27 protein-coding genes and 1 pseudogene are annotated in these 18,501 nt (G+C 48.3%); 16 read left to right on the top strand and 12 right to left on the bottom strand.

The window, feature by feature from the left end; all coding sequences use genetic code 11:
- Positions 1–2: 2 nt before the first annotated feature.
- Positions 3–1,235, top strand: coding sequence for a hypothetical protein (locus tag NIES2104_RS28290; protein ID WP_059002267.1), 1,233 nt, complete (start codon positions 3–5; stop codon positions 1,233–1,235).
- Between the two features lie 95 nt (positions 1,236–1,330).
- A complete protein-coding gene (locus NIES2104_RS28285; protein WP_059002372.1) occupies positions 1,331–2,080 on the top strand; it encodes a DUF4058 family protein in 750 nt (249 codons plus the stop codon).
- A 62-nt stretch (positions 2,081–2,142) separates the two neighbouring features.
- Here NIES2104_RS28285 and NIES2104_RS28280 read toward each other — a convergent pair whose 3' ends face one another.
- Positions 2,143–2,526 carry a hypothetical protein gene (locus NIES2104_RS28280; RefSeq protein ID WP_059002266.1) on the bottom strand — a complete coding sequence of 128 codons (384 nt, stop codon included), beginning with the start codon at positions 2,524–2,526 and terminating at the stop codon, positions 2,143–2,145.
- Positions 2,527–2,833: 307 nt separating this feature from the next.
- Here NIES2104_RS28280 and NIES2104_RS28275 point away from each other — a divergent pair, with 307 nt between their 5' ends.
- The 6 genes and pseudogenes from NIES2104_RS28275 (at position 2,834) to NIES2104_RS28255 (ending at position 5,997) form a co-directional block, all read left to right on the top strand.
- Entirely contained in the window at positions 2,834–3,373 is a 540-nt protein-coding gene (locus NIES2104_RS28275) for a hypothetical protein (protein WP_059002265.1), read from the top strand.
- A gap of 35 nt (positions 3,374–3,408) precedes the next feature.
- The gene (locus NIES2104_RS32035) at positions 3,409–3,546 is read left to right on the top strand and encodes a hypothetical protein (protein ID WP_156427130.1); all 138 of its coding nucleotides are present in this window, start codon (positions 3,409–3,411) and stop codon (positions 3,544–3,546) included.
- Positions 3,547–3,694: 148 nt separating this feature from the next.
- Entirely contained in the window at positions 3,695–3,967 is a 273-nt protein-coding gene (locus tag NIES2104_RS28270) for a hypothetical protein (protein WP_059002264.1), read from the top strand.
- On the top strand, positions 3,964–4,548 hold the full coding sequence (locus NIES2104_RS28265) for a hypothetical protein (RefSeq protein WP_192843672.1): 585 nt from the start codon (positions 3,964–3,966) through the stop codon (positions 4,546–4,548). The genes NIES2104_RS28270 and NIES2104_RS28265 overlap by 4 nt, the downstream gene beginning before the upstream one ends.
- A gap of 65 nt (positions 4,549–4,613) precedes the next feature.
- Complete coding sequence (locus NIES2104_RS28260; RefSeq protein ID WP_059002262.1) at positions 4,614–5,012, top strand: hypothetical protein; 399 nt, start codon at positions 4,614–4,616, stop codon at positions 5,010–5,012.
- 142 nt (positions 5,013–5,154) lie between these two features.
- Positions 5,155–5,997, top strand: a pseudogene (locus NIES2104_RS28255) (aldo/keto reductase).
- 244 nt (positions 5,998–6,241) lie between these two features.
- Here NIES2104_RS28255 and NIES2104_RS28250 read toward each other — a convergent pair.
- Positions 6,242–7,702 carry a PLP-dependent aminotransferase family protein gene (locus NIES2104_RS28250; RefSeq protein WP_059002261.1) on the bottom strand — a complete coding sequence of 487 codons (1,461 nt, stop codon included), beginning with the start codon at positions 7,700–7,702 and terminating at the stop codon, positions 6,242–6,244.
- A gap of 350 nt (positions 7,703–8,052) precedes the next feature.
- Here NIES2104_RS28250 and NIES2104_RS28245 point away from each other — a divergent pair, with 350 nt between their 5' ends.
- The 3 genes from NIES2104_RS28245 to NIES2104_RS28235 are packed head-to-tail and all read left to right on the top strand — an operon-like array spanning position 8,053 to position 9,739.
- Positions 8,053–8,457 carry a GNAT family N-acetyltransferase gene (locus tag NIES2104_RS28245; RefSeq protein ID WP_082690165.1) on the top strand — a complete coding sequence of 135 codons (405 nt, stop codon included), beginning with the start codon at positions 8,053–8,055 and terminating at the stop codon, positions 8,455–8,457.
- Positions 8,458–8,462: 5 nt separating this feature from the next.
- Complete coding sequence (locus NIES2104_RS28240; RefSeq protein WP_225895335.1) at positions 8,463–9,071, top strand: transglutaminase family protein; 609 nt, start codon at positions 8,463–8,465, stop codon at positions 9,069–9,071.
- On the top strand, positions 9,068–9,739 hold the full coding sequence (locus tag NIES2104_RS28235) for a pyridoxamine 5'-phosphate oxidase family protein (RefSeq protein WP_059002259.1): 672 nt from the start codon (positions 9,068–9,070) through the stop codon (positions 9,737–9,739). The genes NIES2104_RS28240 and NIES2104_RS28235 overlap by 4 nt, the downstream gene beginning before the upstream one ends.
- Positions 9,740–9,752: 13 nt before the next feature.
- On the opposite strand, the gene NIES2104_RS28230 is transcribed toward NIES2104_RS28235, so the two are convergent.
- From NIES2104_RS28230 to NIES2104_RS28210, 5 genes are read right to left on the bottom strand one after another with little or no spacing between them, the layout of a single operon-like run.
- A complete protein-coding gene (locus NIES2104_RS28230; RefSeq protein WP_156427129.1) occupies positions 9,753–10,304 on the bottom strand; it encodes a hypothetical protein in 552 nt (183 codons plus the stop codon).
- Positions 10,305–10,319: 15 nt separating this feature from the next.
- Positions 10,320–10,610 (bottom strand): hypothetical protein, encoded by a 291-nt coding sequence (locus NIES2104_RS28225; protein ID WP_059002257.1) that lies wholly within the window; start codon positions 10,608–10,610, stop codon positions 10,320–10,322.
- Positions 10,597–11,052 (bottom strand): serine hydrolase, encoded by a 456-nt coding sequence (locus NIES2104_RS28220; protein WP_156427128.1) that lies wholly within the window; start codon positions 11,050–11,052, stop codon positions 10,597–10,599. The genes NIES2104_RS28225 and NIES2104_RS28220 overlap by 14 nt, the downstream gene beginning before the upstream one ends.
- A gap of 49 nt (positions 11,053–11,101) precedes the next feature.
- Complete coding sequence (locus NIES2104_RS28215; protein WP_058997871.1) at positions 11,102–11,893, bottom strand: IS5 family transposase; 792 nt, start codon at positions 11,891–11,893, stop codon at positions 11,102–11,104.
- 32 nt (positions 11,894–11,925) lie between these two features.
- Positions 11,926–12,570 (bottom strand): serine hydrolase, encoded by a 645-nt coding sequence (locus NIES2104_RS28210; RefSeq protein ID WP_059002255.1) that lies wholly within the window; start codon positions 12,568–12,570, stop codon positions 11,926–11,928.
- A 251-nt stretch (positions 12,571–12,821) separates the two neighbouring features.
- Between NIES2104_RS28210 and NIES2104_RS28205 the strand changes: the two genes are divergently transcribed.
- The 3 genes from NIES2104_RS28205 (at position 12,822) to NIES2104_RS28195 (ending at position 14,293) form a co-directional block, all read left to right on the top strand.
- Positions 12,822–13,511: a hypothetical protein gene (locus tag NIES2104_RS28205; protein WP_059002254.1), complete on the top strand. Its 690-nt coding sequence runs from the start codon at positions 12,822–12,824 to the stop codon at positions 13,509–13,511.
- Between the two features lie 90 nt (positions 13,512–13,601).
- Positions 13,602–13,925 (top strand): nucleotidyltransferase domain-containing protein, encoded by a 324-nt coding sequence (locus tag NIES2104_RS28200; RefSeq protein WP_059002253.1) that lies wholly within the window; start codon positions 13,602–13,604, stop codon positions 13,923–13,925.
- Positions 13,922–14,293 carry a HEPN domain-containing protein gene (locus NIES2104_RS28195; RefSeq protein ID WP_059002252.1) on the top strand — a complete coding sequence of 124 codons (372 nt, stop codon included), beginning with the start codon at positions 13,922–13,924 and terminating at the stop codon, positions 14,291–14,293. Before NIES2104_RS28200 ends, NIES2104_RS28195 begins: the two co-directional genes overlap by 4 nt.
- On the opposite strand, the gene NIES2104_RS28190 is transcribed toward NIES2104_RS28195, so the two are convergent.
- Positions 14,288–14,533 carry a hypothetical protein gene (locus tag NIES2104_RS28190; protein ID WP_059002251.1) on the bottom strand — a complete coding sequence of 82 codons (246 nt, stop codon included), beginning with the start codon at positions 14,531–14,533 and terminating at the stop codon, positions 14,288–14,290. The genes NIES2104_RS28195 and NIES2104_RS28190 overlap by 6 nt on opposite strands.
- Before the next feature lie 102 nt (positions 14,534–14,635).
- On the opposite strand from NIES2104_RS28190, the gene NIES2104_RS28185 reads away from it, so the two are divergent.
- Entirely contained in the window at positions 14,636–14,890 is a 255-nt protein-coding gene (locus tag NIES2104_RS28185) for a hypothetical protein (protein WP_156427127.1), read from the top strand.
- Positions 14,891–15,017: 127 nt separating this feature from the next.
- Here the strand turns inward: NIES2104_RS28185 and NIES2104_RS28180 are convergent, their stop codons facing one another.
- From NIES2104_RS28180 to NIES2104_RS28165, 4 genes are all read right to left on the bottom strand, one after another.
- Positions 15,018–15,533, bottom strand: a complete 516-nt coding sequence (locus tag NIES2104_RS28180; RefSeq protein WP_059002249.1) for a DUF1579 domain-containing protein — start codon at positions 15,531–15,533, stop codon at positions 15,018–15,020.
- Between the two features lie 61 nt (positions 15,534–15,594).
- Positions 15,595–16,065 carry a YciI family protein gene (locus NIES2104_RS33140; RefSeq protein ID WP_082690164.1) on the bottom strand — a complete coding sequence of 157 codons (471 nt, stop codon included), beginning with the start codon at positions 16,063–16,065 and terminating at the stop codon, positions 15,595–15,597.
- Positions 16,066–16,120: 55 nt separating this feature from the next.
- Positions 16,121–16,618, bottom strand: a complete 498-nt coding sequence (locus NIES2104_RS28170) for a VOC family protein (RefSeq protein ID WP_059002248.1) — start codon at positions 16,616–16,618, stop codon at positions 16,121–16,123.
- 14 nt (positions 16,619–16,632) lie between these two features.
- A complete protein-coding gene (locus tag NIES2104_RS28165) occupies positions 16,633–16,986 on the bottom strand; it encodes a YciI family protein (RefSeq protein ID WP_059002247.1) in 354 nt (117 codons plus the stop codon).
- Between the two features lie 165 nt (positions 16,987–17,151).
- Between NIES2104_RS28165 and NIES2104_RS28160 the strand changes: the two genes are divergently transcribed.
- Positions 17,152–18,501 (top strand): RNA polymerase sigma factor, encoded by a 1,350-nt coding sequence (locus NIES2104_RS28160; RefSeq protein WP_082690163.1) that lies wholly within the window; start codon positions 17,152–17,154, stop codon positions 18,499–18,501.

Below are 18,501 nucleotides of genomic sequence, written 5' to 3'. Positions count from 1 at the left end.
TTATGCTCATCGACACAACGCTACTAGTAGACGATCCTACGATTGTGCAAGGATTGTTGGATGGAACCTACAAACGATTTGGCGGAGTCATTCGAGAAACTGCAACAGGTCGAATTGTGCGCCACCTTGCTGAGTCTCCTGACCTCACAAAAGAATTCATGCTCGATGGGGGTAGAGGTTTTTTAGATGGAATGAGACCCTTCGCAACGATGGGACAGTTTCAATCGATGCAAAATACCTTGTCCTCAGTTCTACAAGTCAGTCAGATCGCCGCCGGAGCCAGCGTTTTGAATCTGGGAGTTAGCATCGCTGGATTCGCCTACATGGGCTATAAGCTGCACAAACTTCAAAAAGCGATCGATACCCTACATCAGTCGATGCAAGCAGGATTTAATCGCATTGATGAACGGCTCGATCACCTTTCGGAGCAACTAGCCTACCTGCATTTATTAGTTGAAGACAGTCGGCAAGAGCAGCAGCGACTCAGTAGAAAAGTAACCGAACTGCATCAACTGACCTTGATCCAGGAAATTGCCGCGCTTCAAGCAGAACTCATTGATCGCGATCGCTACCCCGATGCTTCAGTGCGAGATGCTCTAAAAGTTGCCTCACGAGTTCGACTGGTTCTGTCCAATCAAGCAGTCCAGGCTCTACCGAAGCTGAATGCAGAAACAATGCTTGTCGCAGATGTGGCAATTCAAGGATGGGCAGTGGCAACTGCGGTAGAAGCACATCTGTTGCTAGAAACCGGAAGAACGTTAGATGCTTGCAAGTTGCTTGAACGGGAAGTGCCTCGGTTTCGCCACCTTGCCCAAAATTGGGCAGATGCGATTATTTCTGCTGAACCGCCACAGCTTGCCACTGCTTATCGATTTGCAACGCCGCAGTTTAGCTCATACGTTAGCGGCGATCGCGTCGAAAGAATTGTGTCGATTTCAACTCAAGATGCCTCGCTGTCGTTTGAGCAAGCTCGGCGAAAACGAAAAGATGCAGAACTAGAGTTCGAGATGTCGCAAGGCAAATCATTAGATCAACAGTGGCTCCATCGTCAACTTGCGGCGGCTGAATATCTCGATATGCTGAGTGAACTCTCTGCGCGACTGGAAGGGGTAAAAGCTTTTGCTGAATTTTGCGATCGTAATGGTGTCCAAAGTAGCTGCGATGTTCTTCCAAGCACCGATATGGATGCTGGTTTTTATATCATTGGCTCGCAGCCACTTCTGATGCTGAACTGAGCCTCGAAATCTCAGCAGGATATCTTCAAGACTCAATTTATAATGGGAATAACGTTTCTCGGCTTGTTGACTGTCAGTGATTTGTGGAGACTGCGATGCCGTACTTTCCGGGCATGAATCCCTACCTTGAAGGCTATCTTTTTCAAGACTTGCACAGCGCTCTCGCAAGCCGAATTCGTGCAATTCTCACGCCCCTACTGCGTCCCCGCTACGCTGCACGATTGGAAGTCTCGGCAGTCCAAGACACAAGTTTAAGCGAAGACTTAGGTATCGTTTACCCAGATGTAGAAGTCGTGACAGCCTCTGCGATTGATCCAATTAATGCTCCGTCCGTCACCGCTTTGACCCCGGCTACCTTGACTCTACCACCACCGGTGCGGGTGCGAATTCCAACGGTTGAGATCCGAGATGTCACTCGCAATCGCTTAGTCACCTGTATTGAAATTCTGTCTTATGCCAACAAGCGTCAGCCTGGATTGGATCAGTACCTTCAGAAGCGTAGTCGCTTGATTCAGACCGGGGTGCATTTGGTTGAAATTGATTTGATTCGGCGCGGCACTCGTCCGATCTCAGACGCTCAAATTCCTGCATCGCATTACCGAGTGACCGTGACTCGCGCCAACGATCGTGTAGACGTGTGGACGTTTCAGATGCAAGACCCGCTGCCCACCATTCCGATTCCTTTATTGCCACCTGACCCAGACGTGCCTCTGAATTTATCTCAAGCAATTCAGCAGGTGTATGAGGAAGCAGATTACGATTTAACGCTAGATTACGATCGACAACCCCCTCCGCCTGCGCTTTCTGACAGCGATCGGCAATGGCTGAATACGCTAATTCACTAGGGTTTCTCGTAAGATTAACCTGCAAAGATACGGTTACTTAGCAGGAATCGCAAGCTGTCAAACTAATCCAAGCGATGAGACTGCTTTTTATAAGCGAAGTAGCGACTTAAATCTTGGTCCCTGAGCAGATAGATCACAATCACTGCACTAATAACAGACAGCAGCAAACTTCCAAGCGTCAAAACCATAGAGAGTTTTGCCTTCAGCGCCACAACCATTGCAATAAGCAACACAACCAGCAAACTACAAATTCCAACGAGTAGCCACTTTGCCCAGGTGCGCCCTTGCAAAACAAAATACATCACGATCACAGTGAATATGATGCGACCAAATGCCCATCGGTCTCGTGCCAGGATCACTAGGGTAGTATCTAGAATGCAAAGCAGTGCAAACATCACGAGCAATCGATTGCGAGCTTGTAGGGCAGATGAATCAAGCTGAATCATGGCTTTACCGCAGGAAGTGGGAGATCGATCGTTACTGTACGACAGGATGAGCCTCAGAATTCTGAAAATTTGGTGAATTAACTGCGTGACGCGATCGACTCACCCATCAACTGATTGGATAACAGGTTGGCACAAACTGTTTAGGCAGATTGCACACAGCGAGGCAAATCATTTCAACTCAAACCATGAACCGCGCCTAGCGGCAAAACTGTAGAGACAATCAGGATTTCAAACTCAACAAACAACTGCCTAGCGGCAAAACGATGAGTTTAGATTCTGACTCATTCATCCATTCTAGGAGATCACAATGGCTAGTAAGAAGAGTACCAGTAATACAGCAGCAACCCTTGAAAGAGAGGCGGCTCAGGTGATTGAGGAAACCACGCCTACGGTTGATACAATCGCAACCCCAGTGACAGAAGCTCCTGCTCAAGTTCCGACGGTCGATCGCACTGCTGAATCTCAGTTCATGGAAGCATTCTTCGGCATCATTCGCGATGAGTTTCAAAAGACGTTTGGCAGACCGTTGTATAGCAGTGACATTCACTATCATGCCACTCGTTACAATCTCGGACTCAGCCTGCGGGCTTCTGCTTATCGCGTTGCGGCGCATCAACTTGAAGGTCGGATTCTACCAGGAACCCCAGAATTCAAGCAGCAGCGCGATCTGATTGCAGTGCAGTTGATGCAAACGGCTGGATACGATCCAAACGTCAAAGCAATCAACATTACACCTGCACAAATCAAGGCTTGGTCGGGTAACTTCCGCGCCCAAAATGGTGCTGTGTTGGATGTGCTGTCGAGTAAATCTGCTCAAACTCCATCTACCCCAGATCGAGACTGGTAACGCGCAACAAAGATTGCCTCTCCTTGAGGTGATCTTTGTCGTTTTTGAATGATGAAGGTGTCGAAATGGTTGAAACTGTGAAGGATGAAGAACTGTTGGAGCAAGAGATCCAGGACTGCGATCGACAGTACGAAAGCTATCTAGAAGACCGACTGGGACGCTACGGCTACTAGATATTACATCTGAGTGAGCCAATTTTGTGAGGAATGTGAAAAAACTTGCGATCAAGGAGGCAAATCAAACTGCCTCCTTATTTTTTGCTGCCGATCCAATAATCTTGTCTCGTTAGCACGAAAGCCATGATGTTTTCTAACGATCGCGATGGCTACCCTTTACATTCAGTACCGCATCACAGCTTGGCAAACTGTGAATCAGATGATTGCTGATGCCGAACAAACGGCTCAAATTCAACTCGATGGTGCGACTCGCCGCGTTGCGAAAGCCGTGGTGATCAACTGGTTGATTGAACAGACTCAACTGCCTGTGGACTTGATTCCCGAAACGGTTCCGGTGCAAGACAGCATTCAGGCGCTTCAAGCGATTTCTCATCTATGCCACCGCTATTTCACTGCTCACTTTGGAGATATTGCATGACTCATTTTCTAATGTCTTCAACTCACTCTGCCTCTTCAGATACTCGGTTTGATTGTTCTAGGATTGATCAAGTCATCCATGCAACGGTCTGCCACTACCATCCTATGCCTGACCGTGCTTGTGCCTGGTATGCCCTACTCGGAACGCTGCTGCTAAGACGTTTATCCCCGAAATCTTGCTACAGCTTTTATGCAGGCACATTTGAGATTTGTACTAGCCCTGATCCAACCGAAGCAGGCGTTTGGTACGCCCTGTGCTTTGATGCTCATCAACCGTTGATTCCTGATCAAGAATTTCATTGTTGGATTGCTCACCCCGATCCAGCCCAACGCATTTATTCCGAAGTGATTGATTTCAGTGCCCGTCATCTCGAAACTCGTGCGCGAGAGTTTGGCATTCCTTGGAATCGTGATCCAGTTCCTGACTTTATCTGGACGGATGTAGCTGGGCTGGAGCAACTGAAAGTTCGTCAACTTCGCCCAATTGTTGATTTAACTGATCGCATCACTCGAACCCTCTTGCAGGAGCCAGCCTTTCGACGAGCATGGCAATCTTTAGCAACTACTTTGAACAGCTTGTAGCTAGAACTGCGATCGCGACCGTTAGCACGGAATCAGTGAAATCCTATGTTAATGGAGAAACGTGAATGACTGTTGAAACACTAACAATTACTGAGCGCGACCTACTGAATCGCATTTGGCATGAATTCAAACAGTATTGCTCTGAGATTGGCTATGTCTCTTGTGGTGTTGCTATGAATGAGCATGACTACACGATCACAACCTTTCCGGATGGCTCAATGGAATCGATCGTTGAAGATGCTGAATGTACAGGTGGACTCGAAGAAGATTTGGAAACTCCTGGTCAACGGTATCGCGCTGTTTCTGCTACGGGTGGAACGCTTTTGATTAAGATGGTTTGGGATGCGACTGAACCGACGTGTTACTGCGATCGCACTAAACTCGCTGAACTTTGGAATGGTCTATTGCACCTGAAAGGGCAACCTCCCGTTCTGATTCAATGGCTTGAAGAAATCGATTTCTAAGCAACCTGACTCCCTGACTCTACGCTGTGAGAATTCTCCGCAGCGTAGAGTTTCTTTTGACCTCCATTCTTAAATTTCTCACTTCGGAGTTACTCTGCTCTTTACGGACTTTGCTAGAGTTAGTTCCGATGCTCAAACAGATATGACAATCATGCGAACCCTGAAATTGCTCTCTGGACAAACCATTCCCGTTCTTGGCATGGGTACTTGGCAGATGGGTGAAAGAAGTCACGATTTTGCAACCGAGGTTGCTGCCTTGCGCCACGGGCTAGATTTGGGGCTGTCGCTGATTGATACTGCCGAAATGTATGGTGAAGGGGGAGCCGAGAAGGTTGTTGCTCAAGCCATCGCGAATCGTCGTGCAGAAGTGTTTCTCGTGAGTAAAGTGTATCCACATAACGCTTCAAAGCGAGGTGCAATCGCGGCTTGTGAGCGCACTCTCAAACGGCTCAACACCGATTATCTCGATCTCTATCTACTTCATTGGCGAGGTTCTGTGCCGTTAGCAGAAACGTTAGAAGCATTTCAAACTTTGCAGCAAGCGGGCAAAATTCGCAGCTATGGGGTAAGTAATTTTGATGTGGAGGATATGGAGGAATCGGCTCGACTCAAGGGTGGAAACGAGATTGTGACGAACCAAGTGCTTTACAACCTGACGCGGCGCGGAATTGAGTGGGATCTGCTCCCTTAGTGTCGGCGACATCAGATTCCAATCATGGCTTATTCCCCGATCGAGCAAGGACGATTAGTGAATCACCGCAGCCTCCAAGCGATCGCTCAGGAACGCGGAGCAACGATCGCGCAAGTTGCGATCGCATGGCTACTGCATCAAGAGAATGTAATTGTGATTCCGAAGTCGAGCCAGATCAATCATATCGAGCAAAATCGTGCCGCTTTAGACTTGAAACTTAGTGATGAGGAACTTGCAATATTAGACGCTGCTTTTCCATCACCCACTCAGCCAGTTCCACTCCAGATGTTGTAGTGAGAACGATCAGGAATGTTGATTTCACTCAGCCCCAGGCTCTGATAATCCATCCACGACGTTACTCCGTGACTTGAACACTCGCCTTGAATTAGTAATTGCGAGACGGGTTCGAAATAATCAGAAATTGCCATTGTTGATCTTGGAGATAGGGAACTCTGCGATCGTAACTCCAATCGCGCGATCTCTATTCAGCGTTAGACAAAAAGAAGCTCATCGATTGAACAAGAAGCACAAAGCTGATTCATTTCAGAACAGAAGCTAACCGATGAATGCCTTCAGCGATCGCAGTTTCATCTAATTCTCCATATCCTAGAATAAATTCACCTTCCCCTCCATTCACTAGATAATGAGGAGCCGCAGGCATGATTCCAACACTAACGGCTTCGGCTCGGTGCAGAATCTCGGTGTCGCTGATGGATAGAGAAAAGCGCACCATCACATGAATTCCAGCTTTCTCTCCCAAGATTTCGATCTGTTCTCCAAAGTGCGATCGCAACGCCTGTACAAGAATTTGACGAGCGCGATCATAGTGCGCCCTCATCTTACGAATGTGGCTTTCTAGATGTCCTTCTTCGATGAAGTCGGTCAGAACTTGTTGTTCGAGAGTGGGGATCTGTCGATCGCTGAGCCATTTCGCATGAGCAATCAGAGGAACCAATTGCGGCGGAAGTACAAGATAGCCAATTCGCAAGGACGGAAATAGAACTTTCGAGAAGGTTCCAATGTACAACACTGAGCCACTATTATCTAACCCTTGTAAAGCTGGAATTGGGCGATCACCATAACGATATTCACTATCGTAATCGTCTTCTAGAATCAGGACTCTCGCTTGATTCGCCCAACTTAGCAGCTCTAATCTTCGTGCTAAAGAAAGCGTTGCACCTGTCGGAAACTGATGCGATGGAGTGACATAGACCAAGCGCACCTGATCTGTTGCTAGATGTGCTAACTTCTCGACGAGCAATCCAGATTGATCAACTGGAATCGGCAGCAGTTTCGCGCGATGGCTGAGAAAGACCTTGCGGGCACTCAGATAGCCAGGATCTTCCAGCGCGATCGCGTCTCCGGGTTCAAGCAGTACGCGCAAGATTAAATCTAAAGCTTGCTGAGTCCCATTCGTGATCACAATCTGTTCTGGCTGACATTGCACTGCACGGGCACGCGAAAGGTACTGAGCGATCGCTGCTCTCAAGGGATAGTAACCTTGCGGATCAAGCGCATAATCGAGCCACTGAAAATCGGATTGACAGCGTTGAGAAAGGAGCTTCCGCCAAAGTGCGATCGGGAACTGCTTCAAAGCAGGGCGACCGTAACGAAAGCTAATCTCAACAGTAGGTTCAGGCTGTAACGCAAAGGGAGTTTCAGCAAGATAATTAGCATAACAAGACAGCTTGATCGAGGAGCTTGTCGGATTAGCGTTGGGTACAATCGTCTCAGCATGGAGTAGCTCGTCGGGGAGTTGGCGACAGACGAATGTTCCTGACCCGTGCTTTGCTTCAAGATAGCCTTCCGTCAACAGTTGCTCGTAGCTTTGAGTGATCGTGGTGCGAGAAATATTGAGCGATCGAGAGAGCGATCGCGTCGAAGGAACTCGCTGACCGGGTAACAATCGACATGCAAGAATCGCGACTCGAATTCCTGCATAAACCTGCTGATGCAATGGAATTGCGGAGTCGTAATTCAGGTGAAGCGTGAGTTCCATCAGAATGCAAAGCGCAAAGTGGATTTATATTAAAACATAAAATTGGCTCTTGTTAGAGTCCACTTAGTAGGATTACGCTGATATCTAATCGCAACGCAATCGAATTGGAAGGCGAAGGATGCAGCATGAAGGGATCAATTGAAATCAAAGCAGCCTCATCTCAAGCAGATGAGCAAATTGCGGCATTGCTGAATGAAGATATGAAGACCCTCATCCCCAACCCTTCTCCCCAGGGAGAAGGGAGCCAGAAGTCTTATTCCCTCTCCCTGGGGAGAGGGCTAGGGTGAGGGCGGCTTCAGCATTTCATACATAGATTCAGCAACGCCCAAATTGCTGACCACTTCTATCAAATGTGGCGAGATAACAAAGTTTCGCCCGATAGCTTTGCCCCCGACTGGCGCGATCGAGTGCTTCAATTCCTTGAGACTGCAAGACGATCACTGGACTATCAAGCCTTTGTCGCTTTAGCAGGAGATCAAATTGTTGGGTCAGTTGGATGCCAACGGTTTGCAGGGCTATACCCCATTGTCTTCAATCCTACCGATCGATGCGATGGTTACATCTGGGGAGTCTATGTAGAACCTGATTATCGACATCGCGGCGTTGGTAAACAACTCACTGATCAAGCAATCCGATATCTGCGATCGATTCAATGTACTCATGCTGTTCTGAATGCTTCGCCCTTTGGTAAAGCGTTGTACGAACAATTGGGATTTACAGCCAGTAACTTGATGCGCTTTTCGCTGTTGGAGTAGGGTAAATGATGCATTTAGAATTGGAAACCTCGAATTTAGATGCTTATCTAGAAGCATCGGATGTCATTGATTTTGAGCAGCCTATCATTCGCGAAATTGCAGCGCAGTTGATTCGAGCTGAAACAACAGATGTTGCCAGAGCAAAACGAATCTATGAATTTGTGCGCGATCGGGTTTCTCACACCTTTGACATTCAAGGTGACATCGTGACGTGTCAGGCTTCTGAAGTATTGCAGCATCGACAAGGAATTTGTTTCGCAAAATCTCATCTACTGGCTGCAATCCTTCGATGTGTCGGCATTCCAACTGGGTTCTGCTATCAGCGATTGCTTTTCGAGCAAGAAAATGCACCTGAATTCACGCTACATGGTTTGAATGCGATTTATCTTGCTAGTGTTGGTCGCTGGATTCGAGTCGATGCTAGAGGAAACAAACCGGGCGTACAGGCTGAACTTTGCTTGGAAAAGGAAATGTTGGCGTTTCCGATTCGAGCAGAACTGCATGAAACAGACTTTGCGATCGTTTACAGTCGTCCAAATGTGAACGTCATTACAGCCTTGAGAAACAGTGAAACGATCGCGCAATTAATTCAACACCTTCCAGACGAACTATGAACAACCCAGAAGTATCCTTTGAGACAACATCTCGAACTCAAATCAAACGGCTTCCACAGCGGGGAGACTACGATCGCGAAACGGTCTACCAAATTCTAGATGAAGGCTTGATTTGTCAGGTTGGATTTGTGTCAGAAGGTCAGCCATTTGTGATTCCGACCGCTTATGGTCGAATTGACGATCGCCTTTACATTCACGGCTCTCCTGCCAGTCGAATGCTCCGAACGCTACAGAAAGGCATTGAGGTCTGCGTCACTGTAACGCTACTTGATGGACTCGTTCTAGCCCGTTCTGCCTTTCACCATTCGATGAACTATCGCTCTGTGGTTATTTTTGGAACTGCAACTTTGGTCGAGACTGCTGAAGGAAAGCTACTTGCATTGGAAGCATTTACAGAACATATCATTCGCGATCGCTGGTCTGAGGTGCGCCCGCCCACTCCTCAAGAACTAGCAGGAACTTTAGTGTTATCTTTGCCGATTCAGGAAGCTTCAGCGAAAGTGCGAACCGGAGCGCCGAAAGATGATGAAGCGGATTATGCTCTACCTGTCTGGGCAGGAGAATTACCGTTGAAGCTGGTTGCAGGAAATGCGATCGCAGATCCGCAATTATCCTCAGATATTCCGCTTCCAGATTATGTTCAAAACTACAGCAGAAGTTGTACTTGAGACGATTTCCGCTCTATTTTTTCTTGCGATTTTTGCGTCTGGACTCAGATTGCTGCTTCAGCTTAGTTTTGCGATTGGATTGCGAGGACTCAAGGGCAGGCTTGCCAAATCCAGTTGGGGCGAATGTTTGCCGCTCTAATGCTTTGAGGTACCGAAGAAACTGTGGATCAATCGGTTTGCGAGGGACTTCAGCACGAGACTTTAAGCCTAATATGACTTGGATTTCGTCCCAATCGCCAAATAGCTTCTCATCCACAGATTCAGCAGTAAAGGCTTGCTCCATCAGTGGAACTGCTTCCATCACTTCCAGTTTGGCTAACGTCCCAATGAGAGAGGCATTCACAATCGGGTGATTGTCTGCAAATTGAGTTAAGTTCTCTAGAAGAATCTCGACGCATTGCTGACGAGTAGAACCTGTCGAATCGCGGGTCTGCCTTGCGAGTCTCTCTAATGCTTCTATGGGCAACGATCGCATCCATTCAGCCTGCGTCTTGTCACTGACCCAAGTGGCTAAAGTTGGCAGAATTGTGTCTCCAATGTGGGCAAACACTCTGGGAAATTCCATTGCCATCCACTCCCACTAGCCCTCGTGGTCGTAGTACTCGATCGCGTGTTGTAACAATGGCTCAACGGCTGTATCTGCTTGTAACTGTCCCAAGGCTCGCCACGCATGGACAGGTGCCCAACCTGCCGGGGCTTCTGCATCTAATTCGTAGAGATCATGATCTGTTGCCATTTGGATCAAGCTAGGAATGTCGGAATGACGAATCCCCAAGCTCTGATAGTCGAGCCAAGAGCGGACATCATGCGTCGTGCATTCGCCTTGTGCTAGCAGGTGAGCCACAGGTTCAGAATAGTCAGAGACAGCCATAATCAACGAGAAATTGTACTGTTCTGTAGGCTATCATCAATCCGCGATCGGGTTTGTCTTGATTTGCGATCGTTGCAATTGTAATCCGAGAACCAACTAGATTCGGAAAATGAAAAGCTGCTACTGAATAGCCAGGTCCCTCACCCGTATGACCACTAACCTTTCCATAGCAGGAGTCTAAATCGATGAATAGTCCTAAACCGTAGGCTAACTTATCAAACACCGGATATTTCCCAAGCACATGAGCGGGGGACAGCATTTGCTCGATCAGTGCAGGACTCAGGATCTTGTTGAGAAACAGAGCTTCAATTACGATCGCGAGTTCTGGCGCAGTTGAAACGACAACACCATGCGAAACCCAACCTGGATGATAAAGAGAAGCCATATTTTGCAACTCAGTTCCGCTAAAAAATTGTGTAAATCCCGGTGTTAGGTTAGTCACATCATCAAGTGTGTTAGAGGGTGTTTTAAAAGTTGAATCGGGTCAAATTTTATGCCAAACGCCTCACCATGATGCGAATCATCGCCAGATAAATAAAAGTCTCCGAAGTTTCCGGCAGTAGCTCATAGTCTCGCACTAAGCGACGACAGTGCATGATCCAACCGTTTGTCCGCTCCACCACCCAGCGCTTTTTGAGCAAGACGAAACCTTTGGTTTGCTCAGGACGTAAGACGACCTGGACAAGCCAATAGCAGATACTGATGACCCACTGCATGAACGGTGCGCCATCAAATCCGCCATCGACCCAGATCGTGTGCAATCGAGATACGGCTTTGCCTTGTTTTCGGACTCGTTGCAGCGCCGTTTTGCCGCCCTCGCGTTCTGGGGTGCTAGCAGCAGTCACAAACACGCGCAAAACCAGTCCCAGCGTATCGACGGTGATAAATCGCTTGCGTCCTTTAATGATCTTTCCGGCATCGAAGCCCACGGCTTCATGGACACCCGCAGCGCTTTTCACCGACTGACTATCCAACACGGCTTCCGATGGACTGGGCATCCGTCCCTGTTCAATCCGACTGCAACGATACAGACAATCATGAACGTTGATCCAGGTTCCATCTTTGCGCCAGTTGCGAAAGTAGGTATAGACGGTTTGCCATGCCGGAAAGTCTCCAGGCAACGATCTCCAACGCACCCCTTCAACCAGAATGTAGAAGATCGCATTCAGGACTTCCCACAAATCCACTTCTCGCGGTCGTCCGCCCGGTTTTGCTTCGGGCAGCAAATCTCGCAACAGTTCATATTGAGCATGGCTCAAATTACTCGGATATGATTTACTCATGTTGCTCTCTCGGTGCTGTGTGTTTTATGTATCTACAGCGTATAACCGGAGAGCTTTTTTACCCCCTTGATTGTCTTTTCAAACACCCTCTTAGGCACAAAAGTTTTTTGTAGAGCAAGGGGAGCGAAAATCACTTGATGTAAAAGTTGTTGGAGAGAGAGGTGAGTTACTCGTTCGAGAATATATCTAAGGACGAGATAACCAGGATTGGAATACGCCCAGTCTGTTCCTGGCGTGAAGCGCAGGCGTTGAGCGAGAGTAATGTCAAGGAATGTTTCTCTCGACCACGGAATTGAAGGCATTGTTTTGACAGCATTAAAGTAAGAGGGCATTTCACCATAGTCTGAGAGTCCACTTGTATGACTGAGTAGATGGCGGATCGTGATTGTCGGATCTAACGAAAGCTCAGGCAGGTAATACTGCGCGGGAGCATCAAGATTGAGAATTTCCTTGCGAACGAGGTGAAGTATTGCAGTCGCTAAAAGACTCTTGGTGACGCTGTAGATGTAAAAGGTTGCGTCAGTGGGCATTGAGATCTCACGGTTCAGGTCTTGGTAGCCTATGCCTGTCTCAATTAGTCGTTTACCATTGATCCGCACAGCAACCACAGCTCCAAAAGTTTGATCGAGAGAAGTTTCAAGAGCAGCTTTCAGCCGGTTGTGAAGCGTTTGATTCATGATCTCAAGGCTTACTAATTCTTTTTACTATAGTCAAATGATTCAAGGCTCACTGTAATGTAGGTGCAACAACTTGAACTGTACGCAAGGTACTTTATCGGGAGGAAACTATGAACCAGCAATTCCCTCAGTTTATCTACAATGTGGTCGATCGCTGATGAGTGTATCGGTCAACGATTAATCATGTCGTAACTCATGTACTGAGCTAGGGTTTAGTGGATAATCTGAATAAAAAGAATTGATATCTGAAGATGGGGCTTAACATTTCTTACGAATTTAGCATCACGGCAACCGTTGAGCAGGCTCGTGCGATCGTCACAGCATTGCGAGATTTGGCACTCGATCTCTCCTTTGCTCAGGTCGATGAATGGGTCGAACTGCAAGGGGAAGCTTGCCATTTTGATATGGAAGATCTCGATGACCCGTATGTATTCTTGAAACTGCGCGGTATTAAGCCCGTTGAGATTGCGATGAATGGAATGTCTTGGCGAAGTTCGACTTACCTGATTGCCTTCGATACACTGCCAGGACAAGGCTCTGAAACGGCTGCATTTGGGTTAGCAACACACAGCGAGATTGGGGAAACCAACGATTGGATCTGGACTGGATTTTGCAAGACGCAGTATGCGAGTAACCCTCAGTACGGCGGGCAAGAGAATTTTCTGCGCTGTCATTTAGCCATTGTTAAAATCCTGGACGAAGCGCAAAAACTGGGGGTTTGCTGCGAGGTAGACGATGAAGGCAACTACTGGAAGACTCGAAATATTGCTACCTTAATGGCTGCCCTGAGTGCTGAGAATATTTTCATGGCAACGACGATGGGCGCAATTAAAGACACGATCGACCCGTCCAGCGCTACGCTCGAAGCACCGATCTTGGCGTATCCGAACTTTGAACAGCTGGAAGCTGAGGGAAATCAAGATTTGGACAGGAACTTGTAAATCCTGGACATAAGTTAGGGTTGGAGTGGTTCGATGGCGCATTTGACCTGATGCGATTTCTGAATCCCGTGAATCTTAGGCGAGAGAACGATGACGCACCCTCATCTTGATACAATTCTTCAACAATTGCGACGATCGCTGACCCAGATCTACGGCGATCGCTTACAAATGCTGATTCTTTTTGGTTCTCAAGCCCGACAAGACGCGCAACCGGATTCTGATATCGATGTTCTCGTTATATTGCAGTCCCCGGTCGATGCTTGGGCAGAAAATCAGCGGACAGCGGAAGCGATCGCAACGCTCTGTCTCGAACATTCTGTTGTGATCACACCTGTTTTTATTTCCGATCAGCAATTCTGCACTTCAGACACAGCTCTTCTGCGGAATATTGAGCATGAGGGGGTACAAGTTTGAATTTAGAACAAGAGCAATTGCTTGCTAAAGCTCGCGAAAGTCTGCTTGCTGCTCGGATTCTATCGGAAGCGGCAATTTACTCGGTTGCAGTTTCTCGTGCTTACTACACCATGTTCTATGTTGCCGAAGCCTTTCTTATGGGCGAAAATTTGAACTTCTCGAAACACTCAGTCGTGATCAGCAAGTTTGGTGAAATTTTTGCGAGTACAGGACGAATTCCAGCTGAGTTTCATCGCTACCTGATTCAAGCTCAACAGTCTCGAACTCGCGCTGACTATGATGCGAGTGTTCAAGTAACGATCGTTGAAGCGACCACACAAATTGATCGTGCTGGAGCATTTATCAGGCTGGCTGAAAGCGATCTATAAATTCTCTTCCTCAATGAGTTGTCGCCGCATCGAAGGAGTCAAAATTTGAAGTCCTCTGACAATCTCTTCCGGCGTGGCAGTTCCAGCTTGAACGCGATCGGCAATGGTCATGACTTCAAGTGCCATCGATGTCGGAATCCCGGATGCTTCTAATCGCTTGAGTTCCAAAACATCGATCCCTGCTTCCAATCCTTCCAAATATTCCTCGATGCTGACTCCAAAATCTCTAATTTCTGGCATGGTTCTGATCCCCCCAACTCAGCCTCATTGTGCCAGATCTGCGCTCAATCTTGAAGGCTCGTTAGCACGAAAACGATGATGTTTTCGAGGATGCCGTTGATCATGGCTGCACTCTATATTCAGTATCGCATTACCGCTTGGCAAACTGTGAATCGGCTGATTGCTCATGCCGAACAAACAACTCAGACTCAACTTGATGATGCCTCTCGTCGAGTGGCAAAAGGAGTTGTCGTCAATTGGCTGATTGAAAAAACTCATCTGCCTGTGGATTTAATCCCAGAAACAGTTTCGATGCAAGATAGTTTTCAGGCACTTCGGACAGTCATGCAACTGGATAGGGACTACTTTGCTGTTTAGGGTTAAGCTTTTACTATCAAATCATTCTGGTGAAGTCCAAAGATTTGAGCTTCACCAGAATTGCTACTAGCGATTATCGTTTCCGGGATTTGCAACTATGCTTCAGTTCTACCCTGGCAAGTCTAGCTTATTGCTTTCGCCGATAGTTCGCAGTCATGAAGTGCTGCCACTGCCCGTCATCCCCTAACACATGTGAGATCATGACCCGGTGATTGTCATTTTTGAACTCGATCGCGTCTTTGTATTTTGCTAGCTTCCCATCGCCCGTCATGGCAGGTCCATCAGAATAGAGCGTGAGCGTCGTTTCCCCCGCATCCAGTTCCCCCTCATATCGCCAGAGATAGGTCATCATCGACCCAACCCAGGTTCCCACATACTTCTGCTGCTGCGGGTCATAGCCGATCGTCATGAGCGTCGTTGCGAGACCACAACCCGGCATCTCGCCCTGACCTTCAGCGAGTATCCAAAGTCCGCTCAGAGAACGCACAGTTTCGGTTCCCGTTGATTTTTCGGGCGGTTGGTCGGCTCCCATTGTGACTTCAGTTTCATAGCTCCACTCTCCAACAAGTTTTTGCAGCCACTGATGTTCTCTTTGGGGTTCAGAATGCGGGGTTGATTCCGGTTGTTTTTGCGTGGTTTCCATTGTTTTTGCTCCTTTAATCGTTGTGAATTGTGATTCGCTTGAAGGCTCGTAAACTAAAGCATCAAGTCGCTTTCTCGCAGTTGACCATCCAGGGTGTGCCAAATTGATCGACTAGCATTCCGAATCGAAATGCCCAGAAGGTTTGCTCAAAGGGCATCTTGACCGTTCCGTTTTCGGCTAAAGCCTGAAAAATTCGTTCTGCCTCAGTAGGGTCTTCGATGCTGATCTGCGCGTAGAAGCCCTGGGGAGCTTCAAAATATCCTGGCGGACAGTCTGATCCCATCAAGAGTCGCTCTCCCAAATCGAGGCAAACGTGCATGATTTTGTCCTGCCATTCTGGAGGAATGCGATCGCTTCCGGAGAAGTGAACTCGCACCCCTTTTGAGCTAGGATGAAGTCCCTCACCCGCAAGCAAGATCCCTGCTTTAGCTAATGCTTCGTTGTACTGCCCCATTTTGGTCAAAAGCTGTTCGCTTGGCATAGTCCCAGCTTCGGAGTCCTGGGTTGCTTTGACAAAAACCATGACTTTCATTGTGGAATCTCCTGTTGATTGGTTTTGAGTTGGATTACTGGGGGTGCGCTGATCATTAACCAGCAGCGACCCGCTTGAGTTCGTCAATCTCGATCTTCTTCATTTGCAGCATGGCAGTGGTGACGTTTTGAGCGATCGCCGCATTCGGATGATTCAGCAACTCGATCAAAATGTGAGGAATAATTTGCCATGAGACTCCATATTGGTCTTTGAGCCAGCCGCATTGCTGGGCAGTTTCATCGCCACCCGCAGAGAGTTTTTGCCAGTAATCGTCTACTTCTTCCTGGGTTTCGCAAAAGACTTGGAAGGAAATTGCCTCGTTAAATTTGAAGGTCGGACCTCCGTTCAACGCTGTGAATGGCTGCCCATCGAGTTCAAAGCTTACGGTCATAACTGTTCCGGCGGGTTTGCCATGAATTTCCTGTCCAGCTTCTCCATATCGGCTGATGTGAACAATCTTGGAATTGCGAAAGATCGAGGTATAAAACTGAGCGGCTTCTTCGGCTTGATCGTCGAACCATAAACAAGGCGTGATGTTGTAATTGTTTAGCATGAGCGTTCTCCTTACTATGCGGGTAGTCCCACAACTTCAATGACAGGACGGATTTCGACCGTGCCGACTTTTGCGCCTGGGATTTGAGCGGCGATCGCAATCGCTTCATCCAAATCCGCAGCCTCGATCAAGAAAAATCCACCCAATTGTTCGCGGGTTTCTGCAAATGGTCCATCGGTCACGAAGGATTTCCCTTCACGCACCCGGACACTGGTTGCCGTTGCGACAGGATGAAGTGGAGCAGTGGCGAGATACTGCCCGTTCGAGTTCAGTTGCTGTGCGAGTTGGGCGGAGTCGGCATAGCATTGTTCTCGCTCGGTGTCATTGAGGGCATTTTCTTCCAGGTAAATCAGCAGCACATATTTCATTCGCTTGCCTCCTTTTATCAGTGAGTCGAACGGCAGTGGCTCAGATCGACAGGTTGCTCAAAAATTTTTGGATTGAGTACGATCGTGATGCCCTCTCATGGTTGTAAGTCAGTCGAATGGGAATGACTCAAATCGACATATTGCTCAAAATTTCTGAGGTTTGGTATGGCTCTAACTCCACAATCAGAGGTCAGTCAGGCGATCTCAGCCGTTTATCGATCTGAATGGGGGCGAATTGTTGCAATCCTGATTCGGCTGGTCGGAGATTTTGACATTGCGGAAGAGGCAGCCCAGGAAGCGTTTGCGGCAGCGGTAAATCAATGGCAGTCCGAAGGGATTCCAACGCTTCCCCGTGCCTGGATGATTCGGACTGCGAGATATAAAGCGATCGATCGCCTCAGACGACGATCACGGCTAAGCGAAAAACTGGAATGGTATGCCGCATCAGGATTAATTCCGGCGAGTGAGGAGCCAAAGTATGATGACGATGAAATTCCAGACGATCGCTTACGGCTGATGTTCACTTGCTGTCACCCGGCACTAGCGATCGAGACTCAGGTGGCTCTCACACTCCGAATGCTGGGCGGACTTGAAACCGACGAAATTGCCCGTGCCTTTCTCGTACCCCCGCCGACGATGGCGCAACGACTCGTGCGGGCTAAGCGCAAGATTCGGGATGCAGGCATTCCCTACAAAGTGCCAGAGATGAGCGATTTGCAAGCCCGGATTGATGCGGTGCTAACGGTGATTTATTTGATTTTTAACGAGGGCTATGCGGCAACCCATGGCGAGATACTGATCAGAGCCGATTTGTGTGCAGAAGCGATCCGGCTCAGTCGATTAGTGAGAACATTACTGTCCCCGCAACCGCCGTCAGAAGTGACCGCACTCTTGGCACTGATGTTATTGCACGACTCGCGACGCAATGCCCGTCTTGATGAGCAGGGCGATTTGGTATTGCTTGAAAATCAGGATCGTCGCCGATGGAATCAGGCACAAATTGCTGAGGCATTGCCGTTGGTTGAAGAAGCATTGCGGGGTGGAACGGGAGCTTTTGCTTTACAGGCTGCGATCGCTGCCCTGCATTGCCAAGTCGCACGATCAGAAGACACCGACTGGGCGCAAATTGTTCAGCTTTACACGATGATGGAACGCTTACATCCATCTCCGATCGTATCTTTGAATCGAGCAGTTGCGATTGCCTTCAGCAACAGCGAAGCTCCCGCGATGGTTGAGGGATCTGAAGTCGCGAACACTCTCCTGGATCGACTTGCCCCCGAACTCGACAGCTATCACCTGTTCCATGCTGCCCGCGCCGATCTGTCGCGACGAATCGGAAACTTTGAAGCTGCCGCCCAGAGTTATACCCGTGCGCTGGCGCTCGTGACAAATGAGAGTGAACGCCGCTTCCTAGAGCGTCGGCTGCGTGAAGTTCGAGGAACTATGATTAGTACAGATGCTAGCCTCACAGCGATTCGCACACCAGACCATCACAACGAAGTATGGGGAGATTAA

This window comes from Leptolyngbya sp. NIES-2104 (assembly GCF_001485215.1).
Lineage (GTDB): Bacteria > Cyanobacteriota > Cyanobacteriia > Leptolyngbyales > Leptolyngbyaceae > Leptolyngbya.
Note: the sequence above shows the minus strand (reverse complement) of the source record. Positions and strands in the feature narration are given on the sequence as shown.

Bases quoted from the DNA above. Each gene is read 5' to 3' on its own strand.
- NIES2104_RS28290 (WP_059002267.1), top strand. From the start codon at position 3: ATGCTCATCGACACAACGCTACTAGTAGACGATCCTACGATTGTGCAA.
- NIES2104_RS28285 (WP_059002372.1), top strand. From the start codon at position 1,331: ATGCCGTACTTTCCGGGCATGAATCCCTACCTTGAAGGCTATCTTTTT.
- NIES2104_RS28280 (WP_059002266.1), bottom strand. From the start codon at position 2,526: ATGATTCAGCTTGATTCATCTGCCCTACAAGCTCGCAATCGATTGCTC.
- NIES2104_RS28275 (WP_059002265.1), top strand. From the start codon at position 2,834: ATGGCTAGTAAGAAGAGTACCAGTAATACAGCAGCAACCCTTGAAAGA.
- NIES2104_RS28270 (WP_059002264.1), top strand. From the start codon at position 3,695: ATGGCTACCCTTTACATTCAGTACCGCATCACAGCTTGGCAAACTGTG.
- NIES2104_RS28265 (WP_192843672.1), top strand. From the start codon at position 3,964: ATGACTCATTTTCTAATGTCTTCAACTCACTCTGCCTCTTCAGATACT.
- NIES2104_RS28260 (WP_059002262.1), top strand. From the start codon at position 4,614: ATGACTGTTGAAACACTAACAATTACTGAGCGCGACCTACTGAATCGC.
- NIES2104_RS28250 (WP_059002261.1), bottom strand. From the start codon at position 7,702: ATGGAACTCACGCTTCACCTGAATTACGACTCCGCAATTCCATTGCAT.
- NIES2104_RS28245 (WP_082690165.1), top strand. From the start codon at position 8,053: ATGTGGCGAGATAACAAAGTTTCGCCCGATAGCTTTGCCCCCGACTGG.
- NIES2104_RS28240 (WP_225895335.1), top strand. From the start codon at position 8,463: ATGATGCATTTAGAATTGGAAACCTCGAATTTAGATGCTTATCTAGAA.
- NIES2104_RS28235 (WP_059002259.1), top strand. From the start codon at position 9,068: ATGAACAACCCAGAAGTATCCTTTGAGACAACATCTCGAACTCAAATC.
- NIES2104_RS28230 (WP_156427129.1), bottom strand. From the start codon at position 10,304: ATGGAATTTCCCAGAGTGTTTGCCCACATTGGAGACACAATTCTGCCA.
- NIES2104_RS28225 (WP_059002257.1), bottom strand. From the start codon at position 10,610: ATGGCTGTCTCTGACTATTCTGAACCTGTGGCTCACCTGCTAGCACAA.
- NIES2104_RS28215 (WP_058997871.1), bottom strand. From the start codon at position 11,893: ATGAGTAAATCATATCCGAGTAATTTGAGCCATGCTCAATATGAACTG.
- NIES2104_RS28210 (WP_059002255.1), bottom strand. From the start codon at position 12,570: ATGAATCAAACGCTTCACAACCGGCTGAAAGCTGCTCTTGAAACTTCT.
- NIES2104_RS28205 (WP_059002254.1), top strand. From the start codon at position 12,822: ATGGGGCTTAACATTTCTTACGAATTTAGCATCACGGCAACCGTTGAG.
- NIES2104_RS28200 (WP_059002253.1), top strand. From the start codon at position 13,602: ATGACGCACCCTCATCTTGATACAATTCTTCAACAATTGCGACGATCG.
- NIES2104_RS28190 (WP_059002251.1), bottom strand. From the start codon at position 14,533: ATGCCAGAAATTAGAGATTTTGGAGTCAGCATCGAGGAATATTTGGAA.
- NIES2104_RS28185 (WP_156427127.1), top strand. From the start codon at position 14,636: ATGGCTGCACTCTATATTCAGTATCGCATTACCGCTTGGCAAACTGTG.
- NIES2104_RS28180 (WP_059002249.1), bottom strand. From the start codon at position 15,533: ATGGAAACCACGCAAAAACAACCGGAATCAACCCCGCATTCTGAACCC.
- NIES2104_RS33140 (WP_082690164.1), bottom strand. From the start codon at position 16,065: ATGAAAGTCATGGTTTTTGTCAAAGCAACCCAGGACTCCGAAGCTGGG.
- NIES2104_RS28170 (WP_059002248.1), bottom strand. From the start codon at position 16,618: ATGCTAAACAATTACAACATCACGCCTTGTTTATGGTTCGACGATCAA.
- NIES2104_RS28165 (WP_059002247.1), bottom strand. From the start codon at position 16,986: ATGAAATATGTGCTGCTGATTTACCTGGAAGAAAATGCCCTCAATGAC.
- NIES2104_RS28160 (WP_082690163.1), top strand. From the start codon at position 17,152: ATGGCTCTAACTCCACAATCAGAGGTCAGTCAGGCGATCTCAGCCGTT.